The 23,671-nt window shown below is 72.5% G+C and carries 21 protein-coding genes; 2 read left to right on the forward strand and 19 right to left on the reverse strand.

The annotated features are described in order from the left end of the window. Positions 1 to 154 precede the first annotated feature (154 nt). From ACFYYF_RS26345 to ACFYYF_RS26400, 12 genes are all read right to left on the reverse strand, one after another. Positions 155 to 934 (reverse strand): exodeoxyribonuclease III, encoded by a 780-nt coding sequence (locus ACFYYF_RS26345; protein WP_361686713.1) that lies wholly within the window; start codon positions 932 to 934, stop codon positions 155 to 157. 107 nt (positions 935 to 1,041) lie between these two features. Then, positions 1,042 to 1,677 (reverse strand): MBL fold metallo-hydrolase, encoded by a 636-nt coding sequence (locus ACFYYF_RS26350; RefSeq protein ID WP_388779853.1) that lies wholly within the window; start codon positions 1,675 to 1,677, stop codon positions 1,042 to 1,044. Between the two features lie 72 nt (positions 1,678 to 1,749). Next, complete coding sequence (locus tag ACFYYF_RS26355; RefSeq protein WP_388779856.1) at positions 1,750 to 3,045, reverse strand: alpha/beta fold hydrolase; 1,296 nt, start codon at positions 3,043 to 3,045, stop codon at positions 1,750 to 1,752. Between the two features lie 121 nt (positions 3,046 to 3,166). Continuing rightward, positions 3,167 to 3,424 (reverse strand): DUF6059 family protein, encoded by a 258-nt coding sequence (locus tag ACFYYF_RS26360; RefSeq protein ID WP_388779859.1) that lies wholly within the window; start codon positions 3,422 to 3,424, stop codon positions 3,167 to 3,169. 112 nt (positions 3,425 to 3,536) lie between these two features. Further along, a complete protein-coding gene (locus ACFYYF_RS26365) occupies positions 3,537 to 5,981 on the reverse strand; it encodes an SWIM zinc finger family protein (protein ID WP_388779862.1) in 2,445 nt (814 codons plus the stop codon). Further along, entirely contained in the window at positions 5,978 to 8,971 is a 2,994-nt protein-coding gene (locus ACFYYF_RS26370) for an SNF2-related protein (RefSeq protein ID WP_388779865.1), read from the reverse strand. Before ACFYYF_RS26370 ends, ACFYYF_RS26365 begins: the two co-directional genes overlap by 4 nt. Positions 8,972 to 9,111: 140 nt before the next feature. Next, positions 9,112 to 9,693, reverse strand: a complete 582-nt coding sequence (locus tag ACFYYF_RS26375) for a sugar kinase (RefSeq protein ID WP_388779868.1) — start codon at positions 9,691 to 9,693, stop codon at positions 9,112 to 9,114. Continuing rightward, the gene (locus ACFYYF_RS26380; protein WP_361686734.1) at positions 9,690 to 10,877 is read right to left on the reverse strand and encodes an ROK family glucokinase; all 1,188 of its coding nucleotides are present in this window, start codon (positions 10,875 to 10,877) and stop codon (positions 9,690 to 9,692) included. The genes ACFYYF_RS26375 and ACFYYF_RS26380 overlap by 4 nt, the downstream gene beginning before the upstream one ends. 129 nt (positions 10,878 to 11,006) lie before the next feature. Then, positions 11,007 to 11,813, reverse strand: coding sequence for an ATP-binding cassette domain-containing protein (locus ACFYYF_RS26385; RefSeq protein ID WP_365486453.1), 807 nt, complete (start codon positions 11,811 to 11,813; stop codon positions 11,007 to 11,009). A 14-nt stretch (positions 11,814 to 11,827) separates the two neighbouring features. Then, positions 11,828 to 12,883 (reverse strand): ABC transporter permease, encoded by a 1,056-nt coding sequence (locus tag ACFYYF_RS26390; RefSeq protein ID WP_365486451.1) that lies wholly within the window; start codon positions 12,881 to 12,883, stop codon positions 11,828 to 11,830. Next, positions 12,880 to 13,884, reverse strand: a complete 1,005-nt coding sequence (locus ACFYYF_RS26395; RefSeq protein WP_388779872.1) for a sugar ABC transporter substrate-binding protein — start codon at positions 13,882 to 13,884, stop codon at positions 12,880 to 12,882. Before ACFYYF_RS26395 ends, ACFYYF_RS26390 begins: the two co-directional genes overlap by 4 nt. 206 nt (positions 13,885 to 14,090) lie before the next feature. After that, positions 14,091 to 14,828: a GntR family transcriptional regulator gene (locus ACFYYF_RS26400; RefSeq protein ID WP_361686840.1), complete on the reverse strand. Its 738-nt coding sequence runs from the start codon at positions 14,826 to 14,828 to the stop codon at positions 14,091 to 14,093. A 128-nt stretch (positions 14,829 to 14,956) separates the two neighbouring features. Here ACFYYF_RS26400 and ACFYYF_RS26405 point away from each other — a divergent pair, with 128 nt between their 5' ends. Beyond that, positions 14,957 to 15,970, forward strand: coding sequence for a Gfo/Idh/MocA family oxidoreductase (locus ACFYYF_RS26405; protein ID WP_361686745.1), 1,014 nt, complete (start codon positions 14,957 to 14,959; stop codon positions 15,968 to 15,970). A 142-nt stretch (positions 15,971 to 16,112) separates the two neighbouring features. Here ACFYYF_RS26405 and ACFYYF_RS26410 read toward each other — a convergent pair whose 3' ends face one another. The 4 genes from ACFYYF_RS26410 to ACFYYF_RS26425 all read right to left on the reverse strand — a co-directional run bounded on the left by ACFYYF_RS26410 (position 16,113) and on the right by ACFYYF_RS26425 (position 20,204). After that, positions 16,113 to 16,607, reverse strand: a complete 495-nt coding sequence (locus ACFYYF_RS26410) for a hypothetical protein (RefSeq protein WP_388779874.1) — start codon at positions 16,605 to 16,607, stop codon at positions 16,113 to 16,115. A 31-nt stretch (positions 16,608 to 16,638) separates the two neighbouring features. Then, positions 16,639 to 17,814, reverse strand: a complete 1,176-nt coding sequence (locus ACFYYF_RS26415) for a cytochrome P450 (protein ID WP_388779877.1) — start codon at positions 17,812 to 17,814, stop codon at positions 16,639 to 16,641. 42 nt (positions 17,815 to 17,856) lie between these two features. Then, complete coding sequence (locus tag ACFYYF_RS26420) at positions 17,857 to 18,528, reverse strand: response regulator (RefSeq protein WP_388779878.1); 672 nt, start codon at positions 18,526 to 18,528, stop codon at positions 17,857 to 17,859. Between the two features lie 404 nt (positions 18,529 to 18,932). Next, positions 18,933 to 20,204: a histidine kinase gene (locus tag ACFYYF_RS26425; protein WP_388779881.1), complete on the reverse strand. Its 1,272-nt coding sequence runs from the start codon at positions 20,202 to 20,204 to the stop codon at positions 18,933 to 18,935. Between the two features lie 178 nt (positions 20,205 to 20,382). Here ACFYYF_RS26425 and ACFYYF_RS26430 point away from each other — a divergent pair, with 178 nt between their 5' ends. Continuing rightward, positions 20,383 to 20,589, forward strand: a complete 207-nt coding sequence (locus tag ACFYYF_RS26430) for a hypothetical protein (protein ID WP_388779884.1) — start codon at positions 20,383 to 20,385, stop codon at positions 20,587 to 20,589. A 7-nt stretch (positions 20,590 to 20,596) separates the two neighbouring features. Here the strand turns inward: ACFYYF_RS26430 and ACFYYF_RS26435 are convergent, their stop codons facing one another. The 3 genes from ACFYYF_RS26435 to ACFYYF_RS26445 all read right to left on the reverse strand — a co-directional run bounded on the left by ACFYYF_RS26435 (position 20,597) and on the right by ACFYYF_RS26445 (position 23,663). Further along, entirely contained in the window at positions 20,597 to 21,205 is a 609-nt protein-coding gene (locus ACFYYF_RS26435) for a dihydrofolate reductase family protein (RefSeq protein WP_388779885.1), read from the reverse strand. A 126-nt stretch (positions 21,206 to 21,331) separates the two neighbouring features. Next, complete coding sequence (locus ACFYYF_RS26440; RefSeq protein ID WP_361686766.1) at positions 21,332 to 22,147, reverse strand: AIM24 family protein; 816 nt, start codon at positions 22,145 to 22,147, stop codon at positions 21,332 to 21,334. Between the two features lie 133 nt (positions 22,148 to 22,280). After that, positions 22,281 to 23,663 (reverse strand): MFS transporter, encoded by a 1,383-nt coding sequence (locus ACFYYF_RS26445; RefSeq protein ID WP_388779888.1) that lies wholly within the window; start codon positions 23,661 to 23,663, stop codon positions 22,281 to 22,283. Positions 23,664 to 23,671 lie beyond the last annotated feature (8 nt).

Consider the following 23,671-nt stretch of genomic DNA (forward strand, 5'->3'; position numbering starts at 1 on the left):
GACGCCCCGGGAAACTCCTCGGGTCATCACCGGTTCCCGAGCCGCCCATGAAGAAGGGTGCCCGCAATCGCCGGGCCGAACGCCTGCCGACGGTCACGGGCACCCGGGGAAGGTCCAACGGCCTGTCCGACGGATCAGGCGCCGGACGGGCCCCCTAGACGTCCAGGTCCACCACGACCGGTGCGTGGTCCGAGGCGCCCTTGCCCTTGCGCTCCTCGCGGTCGACGTATGCGTCCTTGACCGCCGTCGAGAACGCCTCGTTGCCGTAGACGAGGTCGATGCGCATGCCGCGGTTCTTCGGGAAGCAGAGCTGGCGGTAGTCCCAGTACGTGTACGGGTGCTCGTACTTCAGGGGGCGCGGGACCACGTCCGTCAGACCCTCCCCGCGCAGGGCCGCCAGCGCGGCACGCTCGGCCGGCGTGACATGGGTCAGCCCCTCGAACGCGGCCACGTCGTACACGTCGTCGTCCGTGGGCGCCACGTTGTAGTCGCCCATCACCGCGAACGGGCGGCTGCCTCCCGCGTCACCGGCCACCGCCGCTCGCAGGGCCTCGAACCACTGGAGCTTGTACGCGTAGTGCGCGTGGTCCACCTCGCGGCCGTTCGGTACGTACACCGACCAGACGCGGACCGGACCGCAGGTCGCCGAGACGGCGCGGGGCTCCTCCACACCCTCGTACTCGGGGCCGCCGGGCAGGCCCCTGACCACGTCCTCCAGGCCGACCCGGGAGATCACCGCCACGCCGTTCCACCGTCCCGTGGCGTGCACGGCCGCCTCGTAACCCAGCTCGCGGAGCTGTTCGGCGGGGAACTGCTCGGCGGCGACCTTGGCCTCCTGGAGGCACAGCACGTCCGTTCCGCTGCTCTCCAGCCAGGCCAGCAGCCTCGGGAGACGGGCGGTGATCGAGTTCACGTTCCAGGTGGCGATACGCATGCCTCACAACCTACCCGGCGGGTACGACAACGGGTCCGCCGAAGACACTCCGCGGCGCCCCTCACCGCCGGGACGGCACGGCTGCCGCGGCCGCCGGCGCCGACGGCTCAGACGTCCGCCGACGCTCCCGGCGCGAGCCGCAGATGCTCGGAGCCGCCGAGAGCCCCGATCTGACGGTCGTAGATCGGCCGGGCGAGGTCCGTGAGCAGGGCGTCGTGGATGTCGTACGCGCGTTGCGGCTTGACCTCGCGCACGTAATCGATGACCTCGGAGATCTTGTTCCACGGCGCCATCACCGGGAGCATCAGCGTCTCGACCGGCCGGTCGGGGACGGTCAGGGCGTCCCCGGGATGGAAGAGGCGGCCGCCGTCGACGAGATAGCCGACGTTGGTGATGCGCGGGATGTCCGGGTGGATCACCGCGTGCAGTTCGCCGTGCACCTGGACGTCGAAGCCGGCGGCGGTGAAGGTGTCGCCGTGACCGACGGTGTGCACCCGGCCGGGGAAGGCGGCGGAGACCTTCTCCGCCACCGACCGCAGGGTCCAGATCTCGGCGGCCGGGTTGGCCTCCATGGCCGCGCGGAGCCGCTCCTCGTCGAAGTGGTCGGGGTGCTCGTGCGTGACGAGGAGGACGTCCGCGCCCACGGCGGCGTCCTCCTCGCTGAAACCCCCGGGATCGATGACGAGCGTCCGCCCGTCCTTGTCGAGACGGACGCAGGAGTGCGACTTCTTCGTGAGCTTCATGAGTCCATCCTGCCCCCGTGCCCGTCCCGGAGGTCACTCCTGTGGACGAGTCCGCCGGACGACTCCGCCCGTTCACTCCTGGGGGGTCGTCTCCTCACGGATGATCTTCTGGGCCACCCGGAAGGCGCTGTTCGCCGCCGGAACACCGCAGTAGACGGCCGTCTGGAGCAGCACCTCCTTGATCTCCACCGGGGTGAGACCGTTGCGCAGCGCGGCCCGGGTGTGGACGGCGAGCTCGTCGAGATGGCCGCCCGCGACCAGGGCCGTCAGCGTCACGCAGCTGCGCGAACGCCGGTCGAGTCCGGGACGGTCCCAGATCTCGCCCCACGCGTAGCGGGTGAGGAACTCCTGGAAGTCCCCGGAGAACTCGTCCGCCGAGGTCAGCGCTCCGTCGACGTGCGCGTCCCCCAGCACCTCGCGGCGCACCTTGATCCCGATGTCGTACGGGTCCTGCCGCCCCGCGGGCTCGGGCGCGACGGGGGCCGGGGCGATCTCGGCGAAGGGGGCGACGGGCGGCGGGGCGGCCTGCACGGGGTACGCCTGCGCGACCTGGACCGCCATCTGGCCGGTGGACGACTCGAAGGCGGGCAGCCAGGCGCTGGAGAAGTGCCGGACGAGCAGATCCGTCACGGCGGCGGGCTGCTCCACGGGAACCAGGTGCGAGGCGCCGGGGACGACCGCGAGCCGGGCGTCCGGTATCCCCGCGACCAGCGTGCGCGCCTCCGCGGGCCCGGTGACCTCGTCGTCGGAGCCGGCCAGGACGAGGGTGGGAACGCCCACCATGCCCAGTTCGCCCCGTACGTCGAAGGCGGCCAGCGCCTCGCAGGCCGCGATGTAGCAGCCCGGGTCGGTGGTGCGGACCATCTGCACGGCCCACTCGGTGATCGCGGGCTGGGCCGCCGCGAAACCGCTCGTGAACCAGCGTTCGGGCGAGGTGCGGGCGATCGGGTCCAGACCGTTGGACCTCACGATCACCCCGCGCTGGCGGAACTCGTCGGCCGTGCCGAAGCGGGGCGAGGCGGCGATCAGCGCGAGGGACGCCATGCGCTCGGGGCACCGCAGCGCCAGTTCGAGCCCGATGGCGCCGCCGAACGCGCAGCCCGCGTACCCGAAGCGCTGGATGCCCAGCCGGTCGAGCGTCGCCAGCAGCCGCCCGGCGAGTTCGGCCACCGATCCGGCCGGATGGGCGGGAGCTCCGCCGTGTCCCGGGAGGTCGAAACGGAAGATCCGCCAGCTCTTCGAAAGCTCGGGAATCTGCCTGTCCCACATGTGCCAGGTGGTGCCGAGCGAGGGTCCGAGTATGAGGACCGGGGCGTCTTCCGGGCCGTCAAGGCGGTATTGCAGGGTATTCGTCGGTGTCTCACTCACGCCCTGCACGCTCTCACATCACACGAATTTTCACGTGATCGGGCCTGAATCCCGTGCGAGCTGTCCCCCGATGGGGTGGTGTCGCGAGGATTCTCCGGACCGGCTTCACGAATATGTTCGCCTATGTTCGCCGGACCTCTATGCCCAGCGCGCACCAGAGCTCCCGCTCCACCTCCGTCGGCGGGACGTGCGCCGCGGGACGCTCCGGGTGGCCGGCCGGTGGCCGGCAGCTCGTGTCCGGCGTCCGGTCCGGCTCCTCGCTCCGCACGGAGGGCTCGGGCAGCGGGCATCCCGACAGCATGGAGCCGACCGCCAGCAGACCGGAGGTCCACCGGGCGAACACGTCGGCCCATCGGCGCGCGCGGCGCATGTCGGTCATGTCCTCGCCGCCCCTTCGCCGAAGGCGTCCACCGCCCTGTGGGAACGGAGGGTATCCCGGTCGTCCCGGCCGGCGGGAGGTCAGATCCCGTCGACGGGCCCGCCGGACCGGGTCAGAGCTCGTCCGGTGCGCCGAGGCCCGTCAGGGCGCCGACCGGGTCGAGGTCCGGGGTGCCACGGGGCCACCAGTCGTCGTGGCCGGGCTCGGACTCGTACGCGTACCACAGGCCGTTGCGGCCGAGGCGGAGCTGGGCGTGGCCCTGCGGGTGGGTCAGGTGGTTGCGCCAGGGGCGGAAGGCCGGGAAGTCGGCGGCCATCAGCAGCGGCCGGGCCCGGTCGAACCGGCCCGCCGGAGGGTCCCACGGTTCCTCCAGCACGGCGAGCGCGTCGTACCCGCCCTGCCGCCAGGCGGCGACCGCCCGTGCCAGGTCGACCGGCGTACGGCTGGTCGCCGACGCGAGCGAGGAGTAGAGGGCGCGGGTGGCGGCCGTGAGACCCGATCCGGGGCGCGCCGCGGCGACGCGCACCGCGTCCTGCCAGAGTGTCAGTTCCGCGACCGGATCGCGGCCCGAGGTGAGCAGCGCGTGCGCGCGGGCGGCCGCGTCCGTGGCCAACTGGTCCAGCGCGAAGGCGTCCGGGCCGCCCGGTACGCCCGGATACGCCGGCGGCTGCCCGGGATGCGCGGGCGGCGGCAGCGGAGCGGGAAGGGGCGGCAGCGCGCCTCGGGCGAGGACGTCACTGGCGCGCACGCCGGCCGGCTGTGTCGGTTCCCGGTCCTGGGCGGCGCGGGCCGCACGGGTGGCGTTGCGCCGGGACAGCGCGTCGAGCAGCTCGCGCTCGCCCCGGCCGCGCAGCAGGAACAGGACGAACGGGTCCTGGTCCAGCAGCCGCGCCGTCTGGTAGCAGAGGGCGGCCGCGTGTTTGCAGGGGTGTCCGAAGTCGGGGCAGCTGCAGTGCGGTTCGAGTTCGCCGGGGCCGGGAAGCAGCTCGACACCACAGTCCGCGAGCGACCTGGGCATCTCCTTGTCGAGGAGCGCCGCGATGTGTCCGGGCCGCTCGGCCACGGCGTCGAGAAAGCGGTCCCAGTCGTCGTCGGTCAGCGTCCGCACTCTGACCTGGACGCGGTACGGGCGCGGCCGGCTCCCGTGCACGTACGCGAGCACCAGACCGGGTGTGACGGTGACGGCGTCGACGTGGCCGTGCCCCGCGTACGTCCGCCCGCGCGCGAGCCGGGCCGCGTCCAGCGCCCCTTCCTCCAGCGCCGCGACCCACGCGTTGCCCCACCATGTCTCCGCGAACCCGTCTTCCTCGGGGACCCGCGGGGGGAAGGCGGGGAAGGTCCGGCGCAGCTCACCGTCCCGGCCCGGGGAGGCCATGGAGCGGGGGCGCCGCCCGGCGGGAACGGAGGTGACCGGATCGCCGGTGGGCCGATCGGTCTCCGGGGCCTCCGGGGACTTCGCGCCGGGCCCGCGGCCGAAGAGCTCCGGGACGAGAGAGCCGAACCGGAAGGGCTCGGATGCCGATGCCTCCCACTCGGGCGCGGGGGGCGTGGAGTCCTCGGGGTGGTGCGGGTGTGTCGGGTCCTCGGGGTGTCGGGCGGGCGCGAAGTCCGCAGGAAGTGGGGAGTGTTCGGGCTGCGTGGAGTCCTCGGGGTGTCGGGCGGGCGCGAAGTCCTCCGGAAGTCCGGGGTGCGCGGAGTTCTCGGGGCGATGTGGGTGTGCTGAGTCCTCGGGGTGTCGGGGGTGTGCGGCGTGCTCGCCGTGTCGCGGACGCTCGGGGTGTTCGTCGTGCTCGGTGTACGGGGCGCCTGCGAGCCGGCCGGGGTTTCGGTCTCGCGTCGTCTCGCCGGCGTCGGTGTGCGCGTCGGGGTCCGACGGCTGTCCCGTCTCGGCGGCCACGTCGGGGGGCAGCCGGAAGGCGTCCGCGAGCAGATCGTGAAGCCGGCGCTGCTGGGACAGCCGGTCCGTGGTCACGGGGTGCGCTGGGCTCCGTCGCCCCCCGGCCCGGGCCGGGGACGTCCTGCCGGACCGGCGCCTCGGTCCGGCTCCCTCGCTCCCGCCCTCCGTCGGCCGTTCGCCGCCGTCCGCCTCCTCGGACCGGAGCCGCCGTGCCTCGTCCCGCGCCGCGCGCAACGCCTCACGGGCGATGTCACCGGGGCGCGCGCCGGCCCCGGCCGCCGCGCCGGAACCTCCCGTCGTGGACGGCTCCGCCGCCGTCGTCCGGCGCAGGGCCTCGCGCGCGGCGTCGCTCGGCCTCGCCGCCGGGGTGGACGCCCTCGGCGGCGCCTCCGGCGCACCTGACACGGTGGACGGGGGGGAAGGAGCCGTCGGCACGGGCGACTCGCCGGTCACCGCATCCCGATCGGCACCCTCACCCGTGCCAGTGCCCGCACCCGTGTGCTCGTCGGCCGCGGCGGCCTTCCGCGCGGCGCGCAGGGCCCGGCGGGCCTCGTCGGCTGGGCGGTCGCCGCTGACGGGTGGACGCGGAACGGCGCCGCCGGCCGGTTCCTCGGCTCCGGTCGCGGGCACGCGGGGCTCCTCGTCCCCGGTTCCGTTCATGACGGCCTCCGAAGAGAGACGAGGTCCGACAGCTCGCGGTCGGTGAGCTCCGTCAGGGACGCCTCTCCGGAGCCGAGGATCGCGTCGGCGAGGGCCCGCTTCGCTTCGAGCATCTCGGCGATCCGGTCCTCGACCGTGCCCTCGGTGATCAGGCGGTGCACCTGGACGGGCTGGGTCTGGCCGATGCGGTAGGCGCGGTCGGTGGCCTGCTCCTCGACGGCGGGGTTCCACCAGCGGTCGAAGTGGACGACGTGACCCGCGCGGGTGAGGTTCAGACCGGTGCCGGCCGCCTTGAGCGACAGCACCAGGACGGGCGTCGCCCCGCTCTGGAAGCGGTCCACCATGTGTTCGCGGTCGGCGACCGGCGTACCGCCGTGCAGGAGCTCGACCGGGACGGCACGGGCGGTCAGATGGGCCGTGATGAGGCGGGCCATGCCGACGTACTGCGTGAAGACGAGTGCGGAGCCGTCCTCGGCGAGCAGGGTGTCCAGCAGCTCGTCGAGCAGGGCCAGTTTGCCCGAGCGGGCGGAGGTGCCCCGCGCGGCCTCCCGGGCGTCCTCCTTCAGGAACAGGGCCGGGTGGTCGCAGATCTGCTTGAGGGAGGTCAGCAGTTTGAGGACCAGTCCGCGGCGGGCGATGCCGTCCGTGGTCTCGATCGCCAGCAGGGACTCGCGGACCACCGCCTCGTACAGAGACGCCTGTTCGCGGGTGAGCGGGACGGGGTGGTCCGTCTCCGTCTTCGGCGGCAGCTCGGGGACGATGCCGGGGTCGGACTTCTTGCGGCGGAGCAGGAACGGGCGGATCAGCCGGGCCAGCCGGGCCACGGCCTCCTCGTCCTCGCCGTTCTCCACGGCGCGGGCGTGCCGGGCGCGGAAGGACTTGAGGGGGCCGAGCAGTCCCGGGGTCGTCCAGTCCAGCAGGGCCCACAGCTCGGAGAGGTTGTTCTCCACGGGGGTGCCGGTGAGCGCGACGCGCGCGGGGGCCGGGATCGTGCGCAGGGCCTTCGCGGTCGCCGAGTAGGGGTTCTTGACATGCTGGGCCTCGTCCGCGACGACCATGCCCCAGCGCTGTTCGGCGAGGTGGGCGGCGGCCGACCGCATCGTGCCGTACGTCGTGAGGACGAAGCCGCCGCCGAGGCCGTCGAGGCTGCGGTCGGAGCCGTGGAACCGGCGCACGGGGACGCCGGGCGCGAAACGGGTGATCTCCCGCTGCCAGTTGCCGAGGAGGGAGGCGGGGCAGACCACCAGCGTCGGTTCGCTGCGGGCCCGCTTCAGGTGGAGCGCGATGAGTGTGACGGTCTTGCCGAGACCCATGTCGTCGGCGAGGCAGCCGCCGAGGCCGAGGGAGGTCATGAGGTCCAGCCAGGCGAGGCCCCGGAGTTGGTAGTCCCGCAGGCGGGCGTCCAGGCCGGGCGGGGGTTCGACGGGGGTCACGCCCGCGGTGAGGCGGTCGCGCAGGGTGGCGAGCGCGCCGACCGGCACGGCCTCGACGGTCTCCCCGTCGACCTCGGCGGTTCCGGTGAGCGCGGCGGACAGGGCGTCCACCGGGTCGAGCAGGCCCAGTTCGCGCTTGCGGGCCTTGCGGACGAGGGCCGGGTCGACGAGGACCCACTGGTCGCGCAGCCGGACGACGGGCCGGTGGGCCTCGGCCAGGGCGTCCATCTCTGCCTCGCTGAGCGGATCTCCGCCGAGGGCCAGCTGCCAGCGGAACTGGAGGAGTTCCTCGCTCTCGAAGAACCCGGTCCCGTCCGTCGCCGATCCGGGCGCGGGACGGACCACCGCGGCGGCGCTCAGGTCGTGCGCCAGGTCCCGGGGCCAGTGCACGGCGACGCCCGCGGCGCCGAGCCGGGTGGCGACGACTCCGAGCAGGTCCGACAGCTCGTCCTCGGAGAGGGCGAGCACGTCCGGCACGTCCTGCTCGGACAGCCGGTCGAGGGGCGGCCAGACCCGGGCGGCGCGCCGGACGGCGAGGGCGGCGTCGACGCGCGCGCGGGGTCCGAACACCGTGTCGGCGTCCCCCGCCCACAGGGCCGCCGCGTCCACGACGAGCGTGGGGTCGGCGAGGCTGTGCACCTGGACGACGGCGGCGCCCGCGCGCCGCGCTCCCTCGCCGTCGTCGAAGAGCTGGTGGGCGGACAGGTCCAGGCGCAGCGAGATCCGGACGCCCGCGTCCATGCCGGCGGCGACCTCGGCGGCCCAGTCGTGGGCGCCGGTGAGCCGCTGCGGTTCGCGGGCCGCGAAGGGCATGCCGGAGGTGTAGGGGGCGGCGGGGGTGCGGGGCAGGGTGTCGGCGACGGCGTCCAGGAAGGACCGCACCAGGGCTTCCGGCTCGGGCAGCCGGACCGGTCCCCTGCCGGGAAGGGGGACGGCGTGCCCTTCGTACGGAAGGGCCTCGGCGACCGACCTCAGGTGGGCGATGTCCTCCGGGTCCAGCGGGCCCGCGCGCCAGGCGTCGAAGCCGTCGGGGGTGAGCCCGGGCAGGAGGCGGCCGCGGGCGACGAGACGCAGGGCGTGCAGCGCGGCGGCGCCCCAGCAGACGGTGGCGGGATGCGCCGCGGGGTCGCGCCGGGCCCCGGCCAGCAGCGGGAGGGCTTCGCCGACCGGGAGGGTCACGGCGGGGACGGTGCTCCTGCGCACGCCCGAGCCGTGCGGTCGTACGACCGTCAGTTCGGTGTGCTCAGGCGCGGGCGCGCGCGTGCCGGGTCCGGGCGGCGCGGCACCGCCGGGGTGCTCACCGGGTCGCGGGCCGTCTTCGTCCCCGTCCTCGGCGGGCAGGGGTTCGCCCCGCGGGTCCCAGAACGCGACGCGTCCCTCGCGGGGCAGCGGCGCGGGCAGGAAGACGGCGGCGAGGCGCGCGGAGGGCAGCGGACCGGCCGGCGGCCGCGCGAGCCCGCGCGGCCGGGGGTCCGTCGTGGACGCGGAGCGCGCCCGGACCGGGGACGCGCTCGTGGAGGACACCCGCGTGGTCGTCGCTTCCGCCCCGTCCCGCATACGCCCGGTCACCTCCCGCCCTCGTGTCGAATCAGTTGTCTTCGACTCTACGGGCGGGGTCTGACAATCGGCTCCCACGGCCGCGGCGGGCGGCGGCGGGCCTCGTCACCGGGCCCGGCCCGGCGTGGCGGGGCCGGGCGCTACGGGATCGTGCGCGAGACGACGTACACCATGGGGTGGCCGGTCTCGGAGCCGTTCACGACGATGTCCTGGGTGGGCGCGGGGTCCTTCTGCTTGTGGACGAGTCCCCACCAGGGGCCGGGGCCGGTGAACTCCCATCCGACGACCTTCTGGTTGCGGTCGCTGATGGTGATGTGGTCCTTCTTCAGGGCGGAGCGGCTGGTGCCGACGCCCTTGAGGAACGCGTCGAGCCCCGCCTGCGTGGTGCCGAACTGGACGTAGAGCCGGCTGGTCTTCCAGTTGTTCGTCTCGTAGTACGCGACGTCGGTCGACTTGGGCGGGATGGGCACCTGGTAGAGGCGGCGCTGGACGCGCGAGGGCCAGCCCGAGGTGAGGCCGGTGGCCGAGTACTTCTCCTCCTTGTCCTTGCCGCTGTTGCGGCTCTGGTCGGCGGAGATCACCAGATAGCCGGCGGGTACACCGATGAGCAGCACGATGATCAGCAGGGTCAGCGCGCGGCGGCGGAACTTGTGGCACGGGTCCTCGGGCGGCCGCTGCGGCTCGTCCGGGGACGTGGCCTGACGAGGGAGCGAGGCGGTCACCGCGACTCCTGCTGCGTCGTGCGGCGGGTCTCGGCGTAGCGCTCGTACCGCTCGTAGCGCTCCACGCGGCGCCGCTTGGCGCGCCGGAAGCGGCGGGCGACGAGCCGCGCGAGGTCGGCGGCGCCGACCATGCCGGCCTCGGGGCCGAGCTGGGCCCGCGCGATCCGCGCCTCGGGGCGGTAGCCGCGGCCGGTGAGGTGCCGGCGGAAGGCGTCGCGGGCGGGACCGATCAGCAGGTCGTCGGCCGCGCTCACCCCGCCGCCGATGACGAAGCAGGACGGGTCCAGGGCGGCGGCCAGGTTGGCGATGCCGACGCCGAGCCACTGGCCGATGTCCTGGAGGAGTTCGACGCACATGGCGTCGCCCTCGCGGGCCAGCTCGGTGATCATCGGGCCGGTGATGTCGCCGATGTTGCCCTTGACGTGCTCGATGATCCCGAAGGCCACCGGGGAGTCGGCCGCGGCGAGCTCACGGGCCTCGCGGACGAGCGCGTTGCCGGAGCTGTACTGCTCCCAGCAGCCGCGGTTGCCGCACGGGCAGCGATGGCCGCCGGGCACGACCTGCATGTGGCCGAACTCGCCGGCGACCCCGAACTTGCCGCGCTTGACCTGGCCGTCCTCCAGGATCGCGCCGCCGATGCCGGTGCCGAGGGTGATCATCACGAGGTGGTCCTCGCCGCGCCCGGCGCCGAAACGCCACTCGGCCCAGGCGGCGGCGTTGGCGTCGTTGTCGACCAGGACGGGCACCGCGAGCCGTCCGGCGAGGCGGTCGCGCAGCGGCTCGTTGCGCCAGGACAGGTGCGGGGCGAACAGGATGCGGTTGCGTTCGGCGTCCACCCACCCGGCCGCCCCGATGCCCACCGCGTGCACGTCGTGCCGGTCGGAGAGGTCCAGCACCAGTTCGACGATGGTGTCCTCGACGACCTTGGGGCTCTTGGACTTGTCCGGCGTCTCGGCGCGGACCTTCTCCAGGATGTTGCCGTCGGCGTCCACCACGCCCGCCATCACCTTCGTGCCACCGATGTCGATGCCGACGGTGGGGACGCGGGGTGCCGTCAGATGGGAACGGCGCTCGCGTGTGCCCACGGTCCGCAGGACGGTGGCCCGCGCGGAGCCGATGGGGGTGCCCCCCGCGCGAGCGGAGCCGAGAGCTCGGGGCAGCGCGAGGTCGCGGTAGGTGCTCATCGCGCCGATTCTGCCCTACGCCGCACCGGGGCCGCACCGTGGAAGCGCGGTGACACAGGTGACCTGTGGGCCGTCTGTGGCCTGTCCCGGCCGGCCCGCGGGGCCGTCCGGGTCACGGCCCCGCGCCCCTCACAGGGCACGGTTCTCCAGCTCGTGGCGCAGGTCGTCCAGCTCGCTCCCGCCCGCCATCTGGCGCGTCAGCTCGTCGAGGGTGATCCCGTCCCGGGTGTAGCTGCCCGACATGGTGCCGCGCTTCAGCAGGACGAAACGATCACCCACGAGATAGGCGTGATGCGGATTGTGGGTGATGAACACAACACCCAGTCCGGCGTCTCGTGCGGCGGCCACATATTTGAGGACCACACCGGACTGCTTCACGCCGAGAGCGGCGGTGGGCTCGTCGAGGACGAGGACCTTGGCGCCGAAGTGGACGGCGCGGGCGATCGCCACGCACTGGCGCTCGCCCCCGGACAGGGTGCCGATCGGCTGGTCGACGTCCCGCAGGTCGATGCCCATGCGCAGGAGTTCCGCGTGGGTGGTGCGCCGCATGTGGTCGACGTCGAGGTGCTTGAACGGGCCGAAGCCCTTCCGGGGCTCGGAGCCCAGGAAGAAGTTCCGCCAGACCGGCATCAGCGGGACGACGGCGAGGTCCTGGTAGACGGTGGCGATGCCCCGGTCCAGGGCCTCGCGCGGGGACGACAGCCGGGTCTCCTCGCCCTCGACGCGCAGGGTGCCCCCGTCGTGCCGGTGACGGCCCGCGATGATCTTGATGAGGGTGGACTTGCCGGCGCCGTTGTCGCCGAGCACACAGGTGATCTCGCCCGCGTGGACCTCCAGCGAGACACCTTCGAGGGCGCGGATGTTGCCGTAGTACTTGCTGACGTCGTCGAGCTCGACGAGCGCCGGGCGCTCCGCGGCGGCGACTTCCCCGGTCATGTTGCTCTCCGTCGTCACTTCGTGGCCTCCGCGCGCTTGCGGACCCAGTGGTTGAGCAGGGTCGCGAGGAGCAGCATCACGCCGAGGAAGAACTTGAACCAGTCCGGGTTCCATTCGGCGAAGACGATGCCCTTGCTGACCATGCCGAAGATCAGCGCGCCCACGGCAGAGCCGATCGCGGAACCGTAGCCGCCGGTGATCAGACAGCCGCCGATGACGGCCGCGATGATGTAGATCAGCTCGTTGCCCACGCCCTCGCCGGACTGCACGACGTCGAACGAGAACAGCAGATGCTGCCCCGAGATCCAGGCGCCGAAGGCGACGCCCATGTAGAGGCCGATCTTGGTCCTGTCGACCGGGACGCCGACCGCCCGGGCCGCCTCCTCGCCGCCGCCGACGGCGTAGATCCAGTTGCCGACGCGGGTGCGCAGCAGGATCCAGGTGGCCACGGCGACCAGGACCAGCCACCACAGGATGGTGATCTTGAAGTCGACGCCGCCGATGGTGATCGTCGAGGCGAAGACGTCCTTGGCGGAGGAGAAGCCCTCCATGTCGGAGATCGACTTGGTGGAGACCGTGCCGCTGATCAGCTTGGTGAAGCCGAGGTTCATGCCGGTCAGCATCAGGAAGGTGCCGAGCGTGATGATGAAGCTGGGCGGGTCGGTGCGGGTCAGCATGACGCCGTTGAAGACGCCGATCGCGAGCGTGGCGAAGAGCGAGACGACCACGCCGACCCAGACGTTCGCCGTCATCTGGTAGCTGAACATCGACGAGATCAGCGCGGAGCTCGTCACCATGACGCCCGCGGAGAGGTCGAACTCGCCGCCGATCATCAGCAGGGCGACCGGGACGGCCATGATGCCGATGGTCGACGCCGCGTACAGGACGGTGCTGAGGCTCGCGGCGCGGACGAAACTGTCCGCGAAGAGCGCGAAGAACACGAACACCGCGAGCGCGCCGACCACCGAGCCGAGCTCGGGACGGCTCATGAGCCTGCGCAGCGGCGAGGTCTTCAGGAGGCGTTCGTCCGTCTCGGGGCCGGGCGCCGGCGCGGGTGCCGTGGCGGTCATCGGGTCCCCCGCTCCGCGTACCGCTCCAGCTCGGAGGCCTGGTCCTTGGTGATGATCTGCGGTCCGGTCAGGACGGGCTTGCCGCCGCCGAGGACGTCCGCGTTGTACTTGTAGAGCCAGAGCAGGTCCACGGCCTCGTAGCCCTGGAGCCAGGGCTGCTGGTCGACCGCGAAGCCGAGGGTGCCGTCCTTGAGCCCGGCGGCGACCTTCGCGTTCAGGTCGAAGGTGTCGATCTCGGCCTTGCTGCCCGCGTCGTTCCTGGCCTTGACCGCGGTGTCCGCGAAGGGGGCGCCGAGCGTGACGACCGCGTCGACCGACGTGTCGGCCTGGAGCTTGGCGCCGATGGAGGACTGCACGTCGGGCATGTTGGTGCCCGTGACGTAGAGGTTCTCGACGGTCCCGTCGAAGGTCTTCCTGATACCCGCGCAGCGCTGCTCGTGGCCGACGTTGCCCTGCTCGTGCAGGATGCACAGGGCCTTCTTCCTGCCCCGCTTGTTCAGCTCCTCGCCGACGGCCTCTCCGGCGATCGTCTCGTCCTGCCCGATGTGGGTCAGCGCGCCGAAGTCCTTCGACTCCTCGGAGCCCGAGTTCACCGTGATCACCGGGATGCCCGCCTTGCGGGCGCGCGCGACGGCGGCCTTCATGGCGTCGGGCTTGGCCAGCGTGACGATGATGCCGTCGACCTTCTTGTCGACGGCGGCGTCCACGAGCTGCGCCTGCTGCTGGGCCTCGTCGTCGTGCGAGTACAGGAAGTTGATGTTGTCCTTGACGGCGGCCTGCTTGGCCCCGTTCTGGACGATGTCCCAGAAGGTGTCGCCGTCGCCCGAGTGGGTGATCATCGCGAAGGTCCACCGGGGCGTGTTCACCGCGGCCCTGCCCTGGGCCGCGGCCGCCTTGCGGGCATCCTCGGCTCGTTTCCCCCCGGTGCTGCTGCATCCCGCGAGGGACACCGTCAGCGCCCCCGCCAGCGCGATGCCCACCCAGGTCCGTGTCCGTGCCACGAGGCCGTGCCCTTCTTGCCGTGCTCTTGGTGTGCCGGGCCGTGAGGACCGGCCCGGGGGCCCTCCGGCGGGCCCTGAGGGACCGATGTCGTACCGGCCCAAACGGCCAAGTATCGATCATTGGGATCATCCGCCCAAATCACGGTCCCTGCGCGCGGGGCTACGGCCTTCCCGGCCGCACCACGGAAGGCTGGGGCGGAGTCGCGTCAGGGCCGCACGAGGAGCTGGAACTCGAAGGAGTAGCGCGAGGCGCGGTAGACGTGGGTGCCGAACTCGACGGCGCGGCCGGTGTCGTCGAACGTGGTGCGCTGCATGGTGAGGACGGGGGTCCCGGCCGGTTCGCCGAGCCGCTCGCCCTCGTCCGCGCTGGCCGCGCGGGCACCGACGGACTGGCGGGCGCTGTGGAGGGTGATGCCGGCCCCGCGCATCAGCCGGTACAGGCCGGTGGCCTCCATGCGGTCACTGTCGAGCTCCAGCAGCTTGGGGGGCAGGAAGTTGCAGAGGTACGCCATCGGCTCACCGTGCGCGAGCCGCAGCCGTTCGACACGGTGGACCTCACTGCCCTCGGGCACCCCGAGGGCGGCCGCGACCTCGGTGGACGCCGGCTCGACGGTGTTGACGACCACCTGGGTCGCGGGGCGCTGGCCCGCCGACTCCAGGTCGTCGTAGAGGCTGCTGAGTTCCATGGGGCGCTTGACCTGGCTGTGCACGACCTGCGTTCCGACGCCCCTGCGCCGAACGAGCAGTCCCTTGTCGACGAGGGACTGGATGGCCTGGCGGACCGTGGGGCGGGAGAGACCGAGGCGCGCAGCGAGCTCGATCTCGTTGCCGAGCAGGCTGCCGGGGGTCAGCGCTCCGTGCTCGATGGCGGCCTCGAGCTGCTGCGAGAGCTGGAAGTACAGCGGGACCGGACTGGTGCGGTCGACGCCGAGCTGGAGCGACACGGTCGGATCCACAACTGGTTTGCCCACGGATCGAGCGTAGCTCCGTGAGATGTTGACGGGAAGTTGTGAAGTTCGATTGTCCGGACAAACCATTGACAGCGTCGCGGGTCGGCCCCCAGTTTGTTCCCATGCGCATCGGACTCATCGGAGCAGGTCGTATCGGTACATTCCATGCGGCCACTCTCAGTCGTCACCGTGAGGTCGGGGGCTCGCTCATCGTCACGGACGCGGATCCCGCGCGGGCCCAGCGGCTGGCGGACCGGCTGGGCGCGACGGCGGCGCCCACCGTGAACGAGATCTTCACCTGGGGCGTGGACGCGGTGGTCATCACGGCCGCCACCTCGGCCCACTCCGAACTGATCGGCCGGGCGGCACGCTCCGGGCTCCCGGTCTTCTGCGAGAAGCCCATAGCGCTCGACCTGGCGGGCACGCTGGCCGCGCTCGCCGAGGTCGACGCCGCCGGAACGGTTCTGCAGATGGGTTTCCAGCGCCGTTTCGACGTGGGCTACACCGCTGCCCGCGAGGCGGTGCGCTCGGGCCGGCTCGGCCGGCTGCACACCGTACGGGCCATGACCTCGGACCAGTCGCCGCCCCCGGCCGACTACCTCCCGCTCTCCGGCGGGCTCTACCGCGACTGCCTGATCCACGACTTCGACATGCTGCGCTGGGTCAGCGGCCGCGAGGTGGTCCAGGTGTACGCGACTGGCTCCGACGCCGGGCCCGCGATGTTCCGCGAGGCGCGTGACATCGACACCGGCGCGGCCGTCCTCACCTTCGACGACGGCATGCTCGCGACGGCGACGGCCACCCGCCTGAACGGCGCCGGGTACGACGTGCGCATGGAGCTCTCCGGGGAGCTGGACCAGATCGCCGTCGGCCTGGACGACCGTACGCCGATCGCCTCGACCGAACCGGCCGGACCGCCGCCCGCGGACAAGCCGTGGACCGGCTTCCTGGAACGCTTCGGACCCGCCTACGAGGCGGAACTCGCCGCGTTCGTCGAGGTGGTCCGCGGTGAGCGGGCCAACCCGTGCGACGGCCGTGAGGCACTGGAGGCGCTGCGGATCGCCGAGGCCTGCGAGCTGTCCCGGCGCGAGCGGCGCCCGGTCTCCCCGGCGGAGATCCCCGGCGGCAGGCTCTGACGTCCGGCGGGTTCGGACCGGCCCGGGCACGGCCGCGTCCTCCCGCGACCCGGCTCGTTCGGGCTGCCGGACGCCCCACGCGAACGGACCGCCGAGGACCGCCGGCGCACCGTGCCCGGGAAGGCGGCCCCGAGCCGGACCCTCATCCCAGGAGCCGGACGGCGGGCGTCTCGCTGTCGACTCCGAGCCGCCGGTCGCAGTGCTTGCACGTCAGGGAGTGCGGCCGCACCTGGTTGCTCTGGATGCTGCCGGTCCCCGACTCGTTCGCCTCCGGGCAGTGGTAAGCGAGGAGCAGCCGCACCCAGGGGTGGCTGGTGGGCGCGGCGGCCGTCCGGCGGTCCCGGCTGTCGGTGAAGGGCGCCCACCAGAAGTCCACCAGCGCCCGGACCGCCAGCCGGTCCCGGCCGCTCGTGATGTCGAACCCCGCGATCCTGCCCGCGGTGCGGTGGCGCTGGAACCCGCTGCGGCTGCCTGAGCACAGCGCCTGCTCGGCCCCGCGCTCGAACACCGTGGTCCGTCCGGTCCGCTCGCAGACGAAGCAGTCGAGGCTGAACTCCAGCCGGGAGCGCCAGTAGAGCTGATGGCGCGTGTCCTCGACACCGGTCAGCTCCGCGGTGATCTCCGCCGTACGAAGCACGGGAAACGCTCCTCACTCGGCACCGGGCCGCTCACCAGCGCACCGGCATACGGCGCACGCCTCGCATCAGCATGCCGGGCAGCCAGCCGCTCGGCGGTCCGTCGAGCGCCAGGTCCGGGCACCGCTCCAGCAGGGAGCGGAGGGCGACCTGGGCTTCGAGCCGGGCCAGCGGCGCGCCCAGACAGTAGTGGATGCCGTGCCCGAAGGCGAGATGGCCGCGGGTCTCCCGCCGGAGGTCGAAGCGGTCGGGTTCCGGATAGCGGGCCGCGTCACGGTCTGCCGCGGTGAGGCCGATCATCACCTCTTCCCCCGGCATGATCGCCGTGCCACCGATGTCGAGCGGTTCGGCGGCATAGCGGAAGGTCGCGTTCTCCACCGGGCCGTCGTGGCGCAGCGTCTCCTCGATGGCGGCGTCGAGCAGGGTCATGTCCGCCCGGACGGCGGCGAGTTGGCCGGGATGGCCGAGCAGGGACCGCACTACGCCGGTGATGAGGTTGACCGTCGTCTCGTGTCCTGCGACGAGGAGCAGGAACGCCATGCCGTGCAGTTCCCGCGTCGAGAGACGGTCGCCGTCCTCGGCCGTCGTGCGGATGAGACCGCTGAGCAGGTCGCCGGTGGGACCCGCGCAGCGCTTGTCCTCGATGAGTTCGGCGAGATATTCGGCGAGTTGGGCGAAGGCCTTCTGCTCGCTCTCGGCGCTCGTGGGAGCCACCGTCTCCGTGGACAGGGCGCGGAACGCGGCCCGGTCCGGCTCGGGGACCCCGAGCAGCTCGCAGATGACGGTCAGCGGGAGCGGATAGGCGAAGGACTCGACGAGGTCCGCGTGCCCGCGCGGGAGCATCGCGTCGAGCAGGTCGTCGGTGATCTCCTGGATCCGCGGGCGCAGCGCCGCGACCCGGCGGCCGGTGAACTCGCCGGTGATCAGCGTCCGGAGCCGGGTGTGCTGCGGCGGGTCGGCGAACAGCATGTGCTGGCCTATCAGTTCCTGTCCGTAGAACAGGAACCCCGCGGTGTCCGGGTTCTTGGCCAGCCGTGGATCGGCGAGCGCGGCCCGCGCCTCCTCGTACCCCACGACGAGCCAGGTCTCGTGCGCCCCGTCCGGCGGTGGCAGCCGCACCCGGTGCACGGGACCGAGCGCGCGTAACTCGGCGTAGACCGGATGCGGATCCTCGGCGAACCGCGCTCCGTACTCCCCCAGATCGATCACGACTCTCCTCCCGTCACCCCGCTCAACGCGCGAGCGCCCCGCTCAGTGCCCGTCCTCCTCCAGCAGCCCCGCGTCGTACGCCAGCAACGCGATCTGCACACGGTTGTTGAGGTCGAGTTTGGCGAGGATGCGGGAGACGTGGGTCTTGACCGTGGCGACGCTCATGAACAGTCCGGCGGCGATCTCCGCGTTCGACCTGCCCCGGCCGACCTCGACGGCGACCTCGCGTTCGCGGTCGTTCAGGACGGCGATCCGGGAACGGGCTCCGGACCTGCGGGTGTCGGCCGCGGAACCCGCGGCATGCGCCATCAGCTGGCGGGTGACGGTGGGCGACAGCACCGGGTCTCCGGCGGCGACCCGGCGTACCGCCGACAGGATCTCCGCGGGTGGTGTGTCCTTGAGGACGAATCCGGCGGCGCCCGCGCGCAGCGCCCTCAGCACCTGTTCGTCGGCGTGGAAGGTCGTCAGGACCACGACCTGGGGTGCCTCCGCGCGTCCGCGCAGGCGCTCGGTGGCGGTCAGTCCGTCGACGCCGGGCATCCTGATGTCCATCAGGACGACGTCGGGCCGGGTGCGGTCGACCAGTTCCTCCACCTCGGCGCCGTCGGCGGCCTCGCCGACGATCTCGATGTCCTCGGCGCCGCCCAGCATGAGCGCCAGTCCCGCCCTCACCAACGGATCGTCATCCACAAGCACCAGCCGAATCCCAGTCATCCCCTCACCCAACCAGCTCCACAGACCTACGTTCGCCCCCTCCGCCCCTACCCGACCCACCCCGGGGCTCCGCCCCGCCCCCCCGCTCCTCAATCGCCGGAGGGGCTGCAAGGTGCACCCACACCCGAAAGGTCACCCAAACGGAACCCACCCCCGGGGCTCCGCCCCAGCCCCCGCTCCTCAAACGCCGGAGGGGCTGAAACTTCCCCGGCGCCTGAAGTGTCTGGCGCCCGTAGGGATGGATCCCGCACCCGCAGTCGGGATCCGGCGTGAGGGGACGTGCCGGTACATCGATGGCCGTCGCCACTAACGTTCACTTCTCTGTCCGACAGCGGCGGCCTGATGCACCGGCACGGCCCCGACCCACCCACCGGACCGAACCCGCGACCACCGGCAGGCACCGGCTACGCCGCCCACGGCAACCACGCCCGAACCCGGAACCCACCCCCCACCACCCCATGCTCAAGCCGCCCACCCGCCAAGAGCGCCCGCTCCGTCAACCCGATCAACCCCTGCCCGGACCCCGGCACCTTCGGCACCGGCCCGGGCGGCGCGGCATTGGCGACGGTCACGGTCAGCCCGGCCCCGGCGGCCCCCCGCACCGTCACCGTGACCTCCGCCCCCGGCGCATGCTTGCGCGCGTTCGTCAGCCCCTCCTGGACGATGCGGTACGCGGTACGCCCCACGGACGCGGGCACGGCGGCCGGATCGGCGACCCGGTTGTCGAGGACGACCTTCGCACCGGCGGAACGCGACTCGGCGACCAGCCCGTCGAGCGCCGCCAGCGTCGGCTGCGGCCGCCCCGCCTCGTCGGAGTCCCCGGCCCGCAGCACCCCGATGATCTCGCGCAGATCCTGCAGCGCCTCGTGCGCGCTCTCCCGGATCACCCCGGCGGCCCGGGCGACCTCCTCCCGCGGCGCGTCGGGCCGGAACTCCAGCGCTCCCGCGTGGACGCTCAGCAGCGTGAGCCGGTGCGCGAGCACGTCGTGCATCTCGCGCGCGATCGCCTCCCGGGCGAGCCGCTGCGCCTGCTCGGCCCGCAGCGCCGCCTCGGTCTCGGCCCGCCGCGCGCGGTCCCGCAGACTCAGCATGAGCTGGCGCTTGGACCGTACGAACATGCCCCAGCCGACCACCGCGGAGGTGAGCAGGGCGGTGACGGCGAGGGCGGCGAGGTACGGCAGATCGGGGTCGGGCCGCAGCCAGAAGAAGGCCGGAAGCAGCGCGAGCTGGACGCCGCCGACCCAGGCCACGTACCGGAAGGGCCGGTGCACGGCGAGGGTGAACAGGGCGACGAGTCCCGCGCCGCCCGCGGTGGTCGAGACGAGGCCGACGGGGATCATGGCCACGGCCAGCCCCAGCGGCCAGCGCCGGCGCAGCCAGACCGCCGCGCAGGCGAGCACGCCGATGAGCTGGTCGGCGACCGCGAGGCCGTGCGGGACGTCCGGGTCGTCGCTCAGGGTGTTCGCGGCGGCGAGCCCGATGACGACGGCCAGCAGGAAGCAGCCGAAGTCGACGACCCAGTCGCGCACGGTGCGCCGGGGCCGCCCGGAGGGCCCGGCGCGCCCGGCGTCGGGATCGAGGTCCGCGGCCACGGCCGACGGCAGCAGCCAGCGCCGCGCGGGCAGGACCTGCGTCGGCACGTCACGCGGCTCGGGCACCGGATTGTCACCACTCACGGTCGACAAATCTACGCAGCCGGACCCGCCGCCACCTCTCCGCGAGCCCCGCCGGCGACCAAAGTCGGCACGCTTCAGACTTTCGTCCGGCAGAGCGCCGGCAGTCCCCGTCTTCGGTCGGACATGCCTCGCCCCGCGGCCGATGTACGCGGGGGGTCCGCGGGGCGAGGGTCGTCCCATGAAGCAGCTGCTGGAGGTGCTCGGTTTCGTCGCCCTCGTTCAGGGCGTCCTCGGTCTGATCCAGGAGGTCACGGGCCGGCTGCACGGGTGGGGACTCGTGCGGCGGCTCGGTTTCCTGGACGGTCACGAGCTCTACGCGAGCGCCACGCTCGTCGTCCTGGCGCTCGCGCTGTTCGCGGCCGCCGAGAGCCGGAGACCCCGGTGACACCGGCTCAGTAGCTGCCGTAGGTCGGCCGGCCCTCGCGCTCGTACGAGTTGATCGCGACGCCCGAGCCGGTGATCGTGCCGCCGGTTCGCCGGAACGCGGTCGGGGCGGCACCGTCGGCGAAGAGGCGGCGGCCCTCGCCGAGCACGACGGGGAAGGTCATCAGGTGCAGGACGTCGATCAGGCCGAGCGCCAGCAGGGACTGGGAGAGGACGGCGCTGCCGTGGATCTGGATCTCCCCCTCGGTGCGCTCCTTGAGGGCGGTGACCTCCTTGCCGAGGTCGCCGGTGATCACGGTCGTGCCCTCCCAGGCGGGGTCCGTGAGCGTGGAGGAGGCGACGTACTTGGGCAGCGCGTTCAGCTTGGAGGCGATCGGGTCGGACGGGTCGGTCATCTTCGGCCAGTAGCCCGCGAAGATCTCGTACGTCCGCCGGCCCAGCAGGAACGCGTCCACGTGGGAGAAGTTGTCGACGACGAAGCGCCCGAAGTCGTCGTCGCCGAAGGGAACACTCCAGCCGCCCTGGTCGAAGCCACCGCTGCGGTCCTCCTCGGGACCGCCCGGCGCCTGGTGGACTCCGTCGATGCTGACGAACGCGGTGAGGGTGAGCTTGCCCATGACGGTGCCTGCTTCCTTGCGGTGGGGTCTGCTGTCATCAGGTCAGACCCCACCGGCGCCCGCAACTCATCGGTCCCCGGCCTATTCACCCGGTGCGGTGACCCGGCGTTCGCGCGGGCCGGGGGCTCAGCCCGCGTTGGTCGAGAACAGCCCGCCCGTCGGACCCTGCTTGTCGCCGCCCTGGGCCTTCCTCAGGGCATTGGCGAGGCTCTCGATGGTGAGGGACTGAAGGATCACCCGTCCGTTGCCCTCCAGCGTGGCCAGCGACAGACCCTCGCCGCCGAAGACCGCGTTCATCAGGCCCTGCCGGTTGAGGCCGCCGATGCGCTGGACGCCGTACTGGATGCCCTCCTCGAAGGCGACCACGCAGCCCGTGTCGACCTCGATACGGCCGCCGAAGTCGGCCGGGTTCAGGTCGATGAAGTTACCCGCTCCCGCGATGATCACCGTGCCGTGACCGGTGAACTTCTCCAGGACGAAACCCTCGCCGCCGCTGCGCCCGGTCCGGCCGCCCTGGAAGGCGATGCCGAACTGCACGGTCGACTCCGCCGCCACGAAGGCGTCCTTCTCGGCGAACCACGCGCGCGTGCCGTCGAGCTCCAGGGCGCGCATCTCGCCGGGCAGCACCCCCGCGAAACCGACGGTGCCCTCGCCGCCCGTCGACGTGAAGTACTGGAACGCCAGCGACTCGCCCGCGAGGGCACGCTGACCTGCCTGCATGGCGGTCCCCACGGCCTGGCGCAGCATGCCGCCCATGCCGCCGCCACCGCTCGGCTGCCCGCCGCCACCACCGCCCGACGGCCCGGAGAGCCGCGTCTCCATGGTCACGTTGGTGGTCTTGAACAGGAACTTTCCCGCCTCGCAGTACACGGTCTGGCCGAGGCTCAGGTTGACGACGGCCATCTGCATGGCGTTGCCGACGATTTCTTGCTGAAGAGTCACGCCGTGAGAACGCGGGAGACGGAGCAAAGAGTTCCGGCCGTCCGGAGGGACGGACGCGGCAGGGCCGCCCCGGATGTCCGGGGCGGCCCTGTACCGGCTCTGTGTGCGTGTACCGGCTCTGTGTGTGGCCGGGTCAGACTCCGGCGGTCGCCGGCTCCGGCGTCGCGGCCGGAGCCGCGACGGCCGTGCGCCGCCGGTGGTAGGTCCGCAGCCGCAGCGTGCACCAGATGCCGATCACGGAGGCCGCCATCAGGGCGACGGCGGGCGGCCAGTACGCGCCGCCCGCCAGCGAGGACAGCCACACGGCGGCGACCGGCGCGAAGCCTCCGAAGACCAGGTTGCAGACCTGGTAGGAGAGCGAGATGCCGGTGTAGCGGACGTGCGGGGCGAAGCCCTCGGCGAGGATCGCCGCCATCGGCCCGTACAGCGCGGACATCACGAACCGCATCGCGAGCATCATCGCGTAGATCAGCGCGACGCTGCCGGTGTCCATGACCATGAACTGCGGGATCGAGAGGAGCACGACGCCCGCGAGGCCGCCGACGACCACCTTGTGCGAGCCGATCCTGTCACCGAGCAGGGCCAGGAACGGGGTGACGAGGAGTTCCAGGAACGCGGCGAGCGAGAGGCCGTTGAGGAGCATCGACTCGGACAGGTGCTGGTCGTCGGTGCCGTACGCCAGGAGGTAGCTGGTCACGACGTAGTAGCCGCCGGTCGCGGTGGCCAGCGAGAAGACACCGACCAGGACCGTCCGCCAGTCCTTGCGCAGCACCTCGGCGACGGGGAGCTTGCTGACCGCGCTCTGCTTGCCGCCCTGCCCTCCGGCCTGCTCGATCCTCTTCTGCTCGGCGTGGATCTCGTCCATCACCGGCGAGTCCTCCAGCTTGGTGCGCACCACCAGGCCGATGACGACGAGGACGGCGGAGGCCAGGAACGGCACGCGCCAGCCCCAGGAGTCGAAGGACGCCTCGCCGAAGAGGTTCATCAGGCTGAACATGCCGGTCGACAGCAACGCGCCCACGGACGAGCCGAGCTGGGCGAAGGAGCCGAAGAAGGTGGCCTTGCCCTTGGGGGCGTTCTCCACCGCGATGAGCACGGCGCCGCCCCACTCGCCGCCGATCGCGAGGCCCTGGATCAGCCGCAGCACGATCAGCAGGACCGGGGAGAGGACTCCGACCTGTTCGTAGGTGGGCAGCAGGCCGATCGCGAAGGACGCGAAGCCCATCATCAGCAGGGTGATGACGAGGGTCTTCTTGCGGCCGACGCGGTCACCGATGTGACCGAACACGATGCCGCCGAGGGGGCGCAGCAGGAAGCCGACGGCGAAGGTCGCGAAGGCCGAGATCGTCTTCAGCGAGGCCGGCATGTCGGCCGGGAAGAAGACGTCGTCGAACACGATGGCCGCGGCCGTGGCGAAGGCGTAGAAGTCGTACCACTCGATGGACGTTCCGGACAGGGCGGCGAGGGCCGTTCTGAACGGGCTCTGCGGGGTGCGCGGGGTGGTGCGGTCCGGCACGGGGACCT

The sequence above is a fragment of the Streptomyces sp. NPDC001914 genome, from assembly GCF_042891215.1.
Classification (GTDB): domain Bacteria; phylum Actinomycetota; class Actinomycetes; order Streptomycetales; family Streptomycetaceae; genus Streptomyces.

Bases quoted from the DNA above. Each gene is read 5' to 3' on its own strand.
- ACFYYF_RS26370 (WP_388779865.1), bottom strand. From the start codon at position 8,971: ATGCGGGACGGGGCGGAAGCGACGACCACGCGGGTGTCCTCCACGAGC.
- ACFYYF_RS26345 (WP_361686713.1), bottom strand. From the start codon at position 934: ATGCGTATCGCCACCTGGAACGTGAACTCGATCACCGCCCGTCTCCCG.
- ACFYYF_RS26360 (WP_388779859.1), bottom strand. From the start codon at position 3,424: ATGACCGACATGCGCCGCGCGCGCCGATGGGCCGACGTGTTCGCCCGG.
- ACFYYF_RS26420 (WP_388779878.1), bottom strand. From the start codon at position 18,528: ATGACTGGGATTCGGCTGGTGCTTGTGGATGACGATCCGTTGGTGAGG.
- ACFYYF_RS26365 (WP_388779862.1), bottom strand. From the start codon at position 5,981: ATGAACGGAACCGGGGACGAGGAGCCCCGCGTGCCCGCGACCGGAGCC.
- ACFYYF_RS26390 (WP_365486451.1), bottom strand. From the start codon at position 12,883: ATGACCGCCACGGCACCCGCGCCGGCGCCCGGCCCCGAGACGGACGAA.
- ACFYYF_RS26350 (WP_388779853.1), bottom strand. From the start codon at position 1,677: ATGAAGCTCACGAAGAAGTCGCACTCCTGCGTCCGTCTCGACAAGGAC.
- ACFYYF_RS26380 (WP_361686734.1), bottom strand. From the start codon at position 10,877: ATGAGCACCTACCGCGACCTCGCGCTGCCCCGAGCTCTCGGCTCCGCT.
- ACFYYF_RS26430 (WP_388779884.1), top strand. From the start codon at position 20,383: ATGAAGCAGCTGCTGGAGGTGCTCGGTTTCGTCGCCCTCGTTCAGGGC.
- ACFYYF_RS26435 (WP_388779885.1), bottom strand. From the start codon at position 21,205: ATGGGCAAGCTCACCCTCACCGCGTTCGTCAGCATCGACGGAGTCCAC.
- ACFYYF_RS26385 (WP_365486453.1), bottom strand. From the start codon at position 11,813: ATGACCGGGGAAGTCGCCGCCGCGGAGCGCCCGGCGCTCGTCGAGCTC.
- ACFYYF_RS26405 (WP_361686745.1), top strand. From the start codon at position 14,957: ATGCGCATCGGACTCATCGGAGCAGGTCGTATCGGTACATTCCATGCG.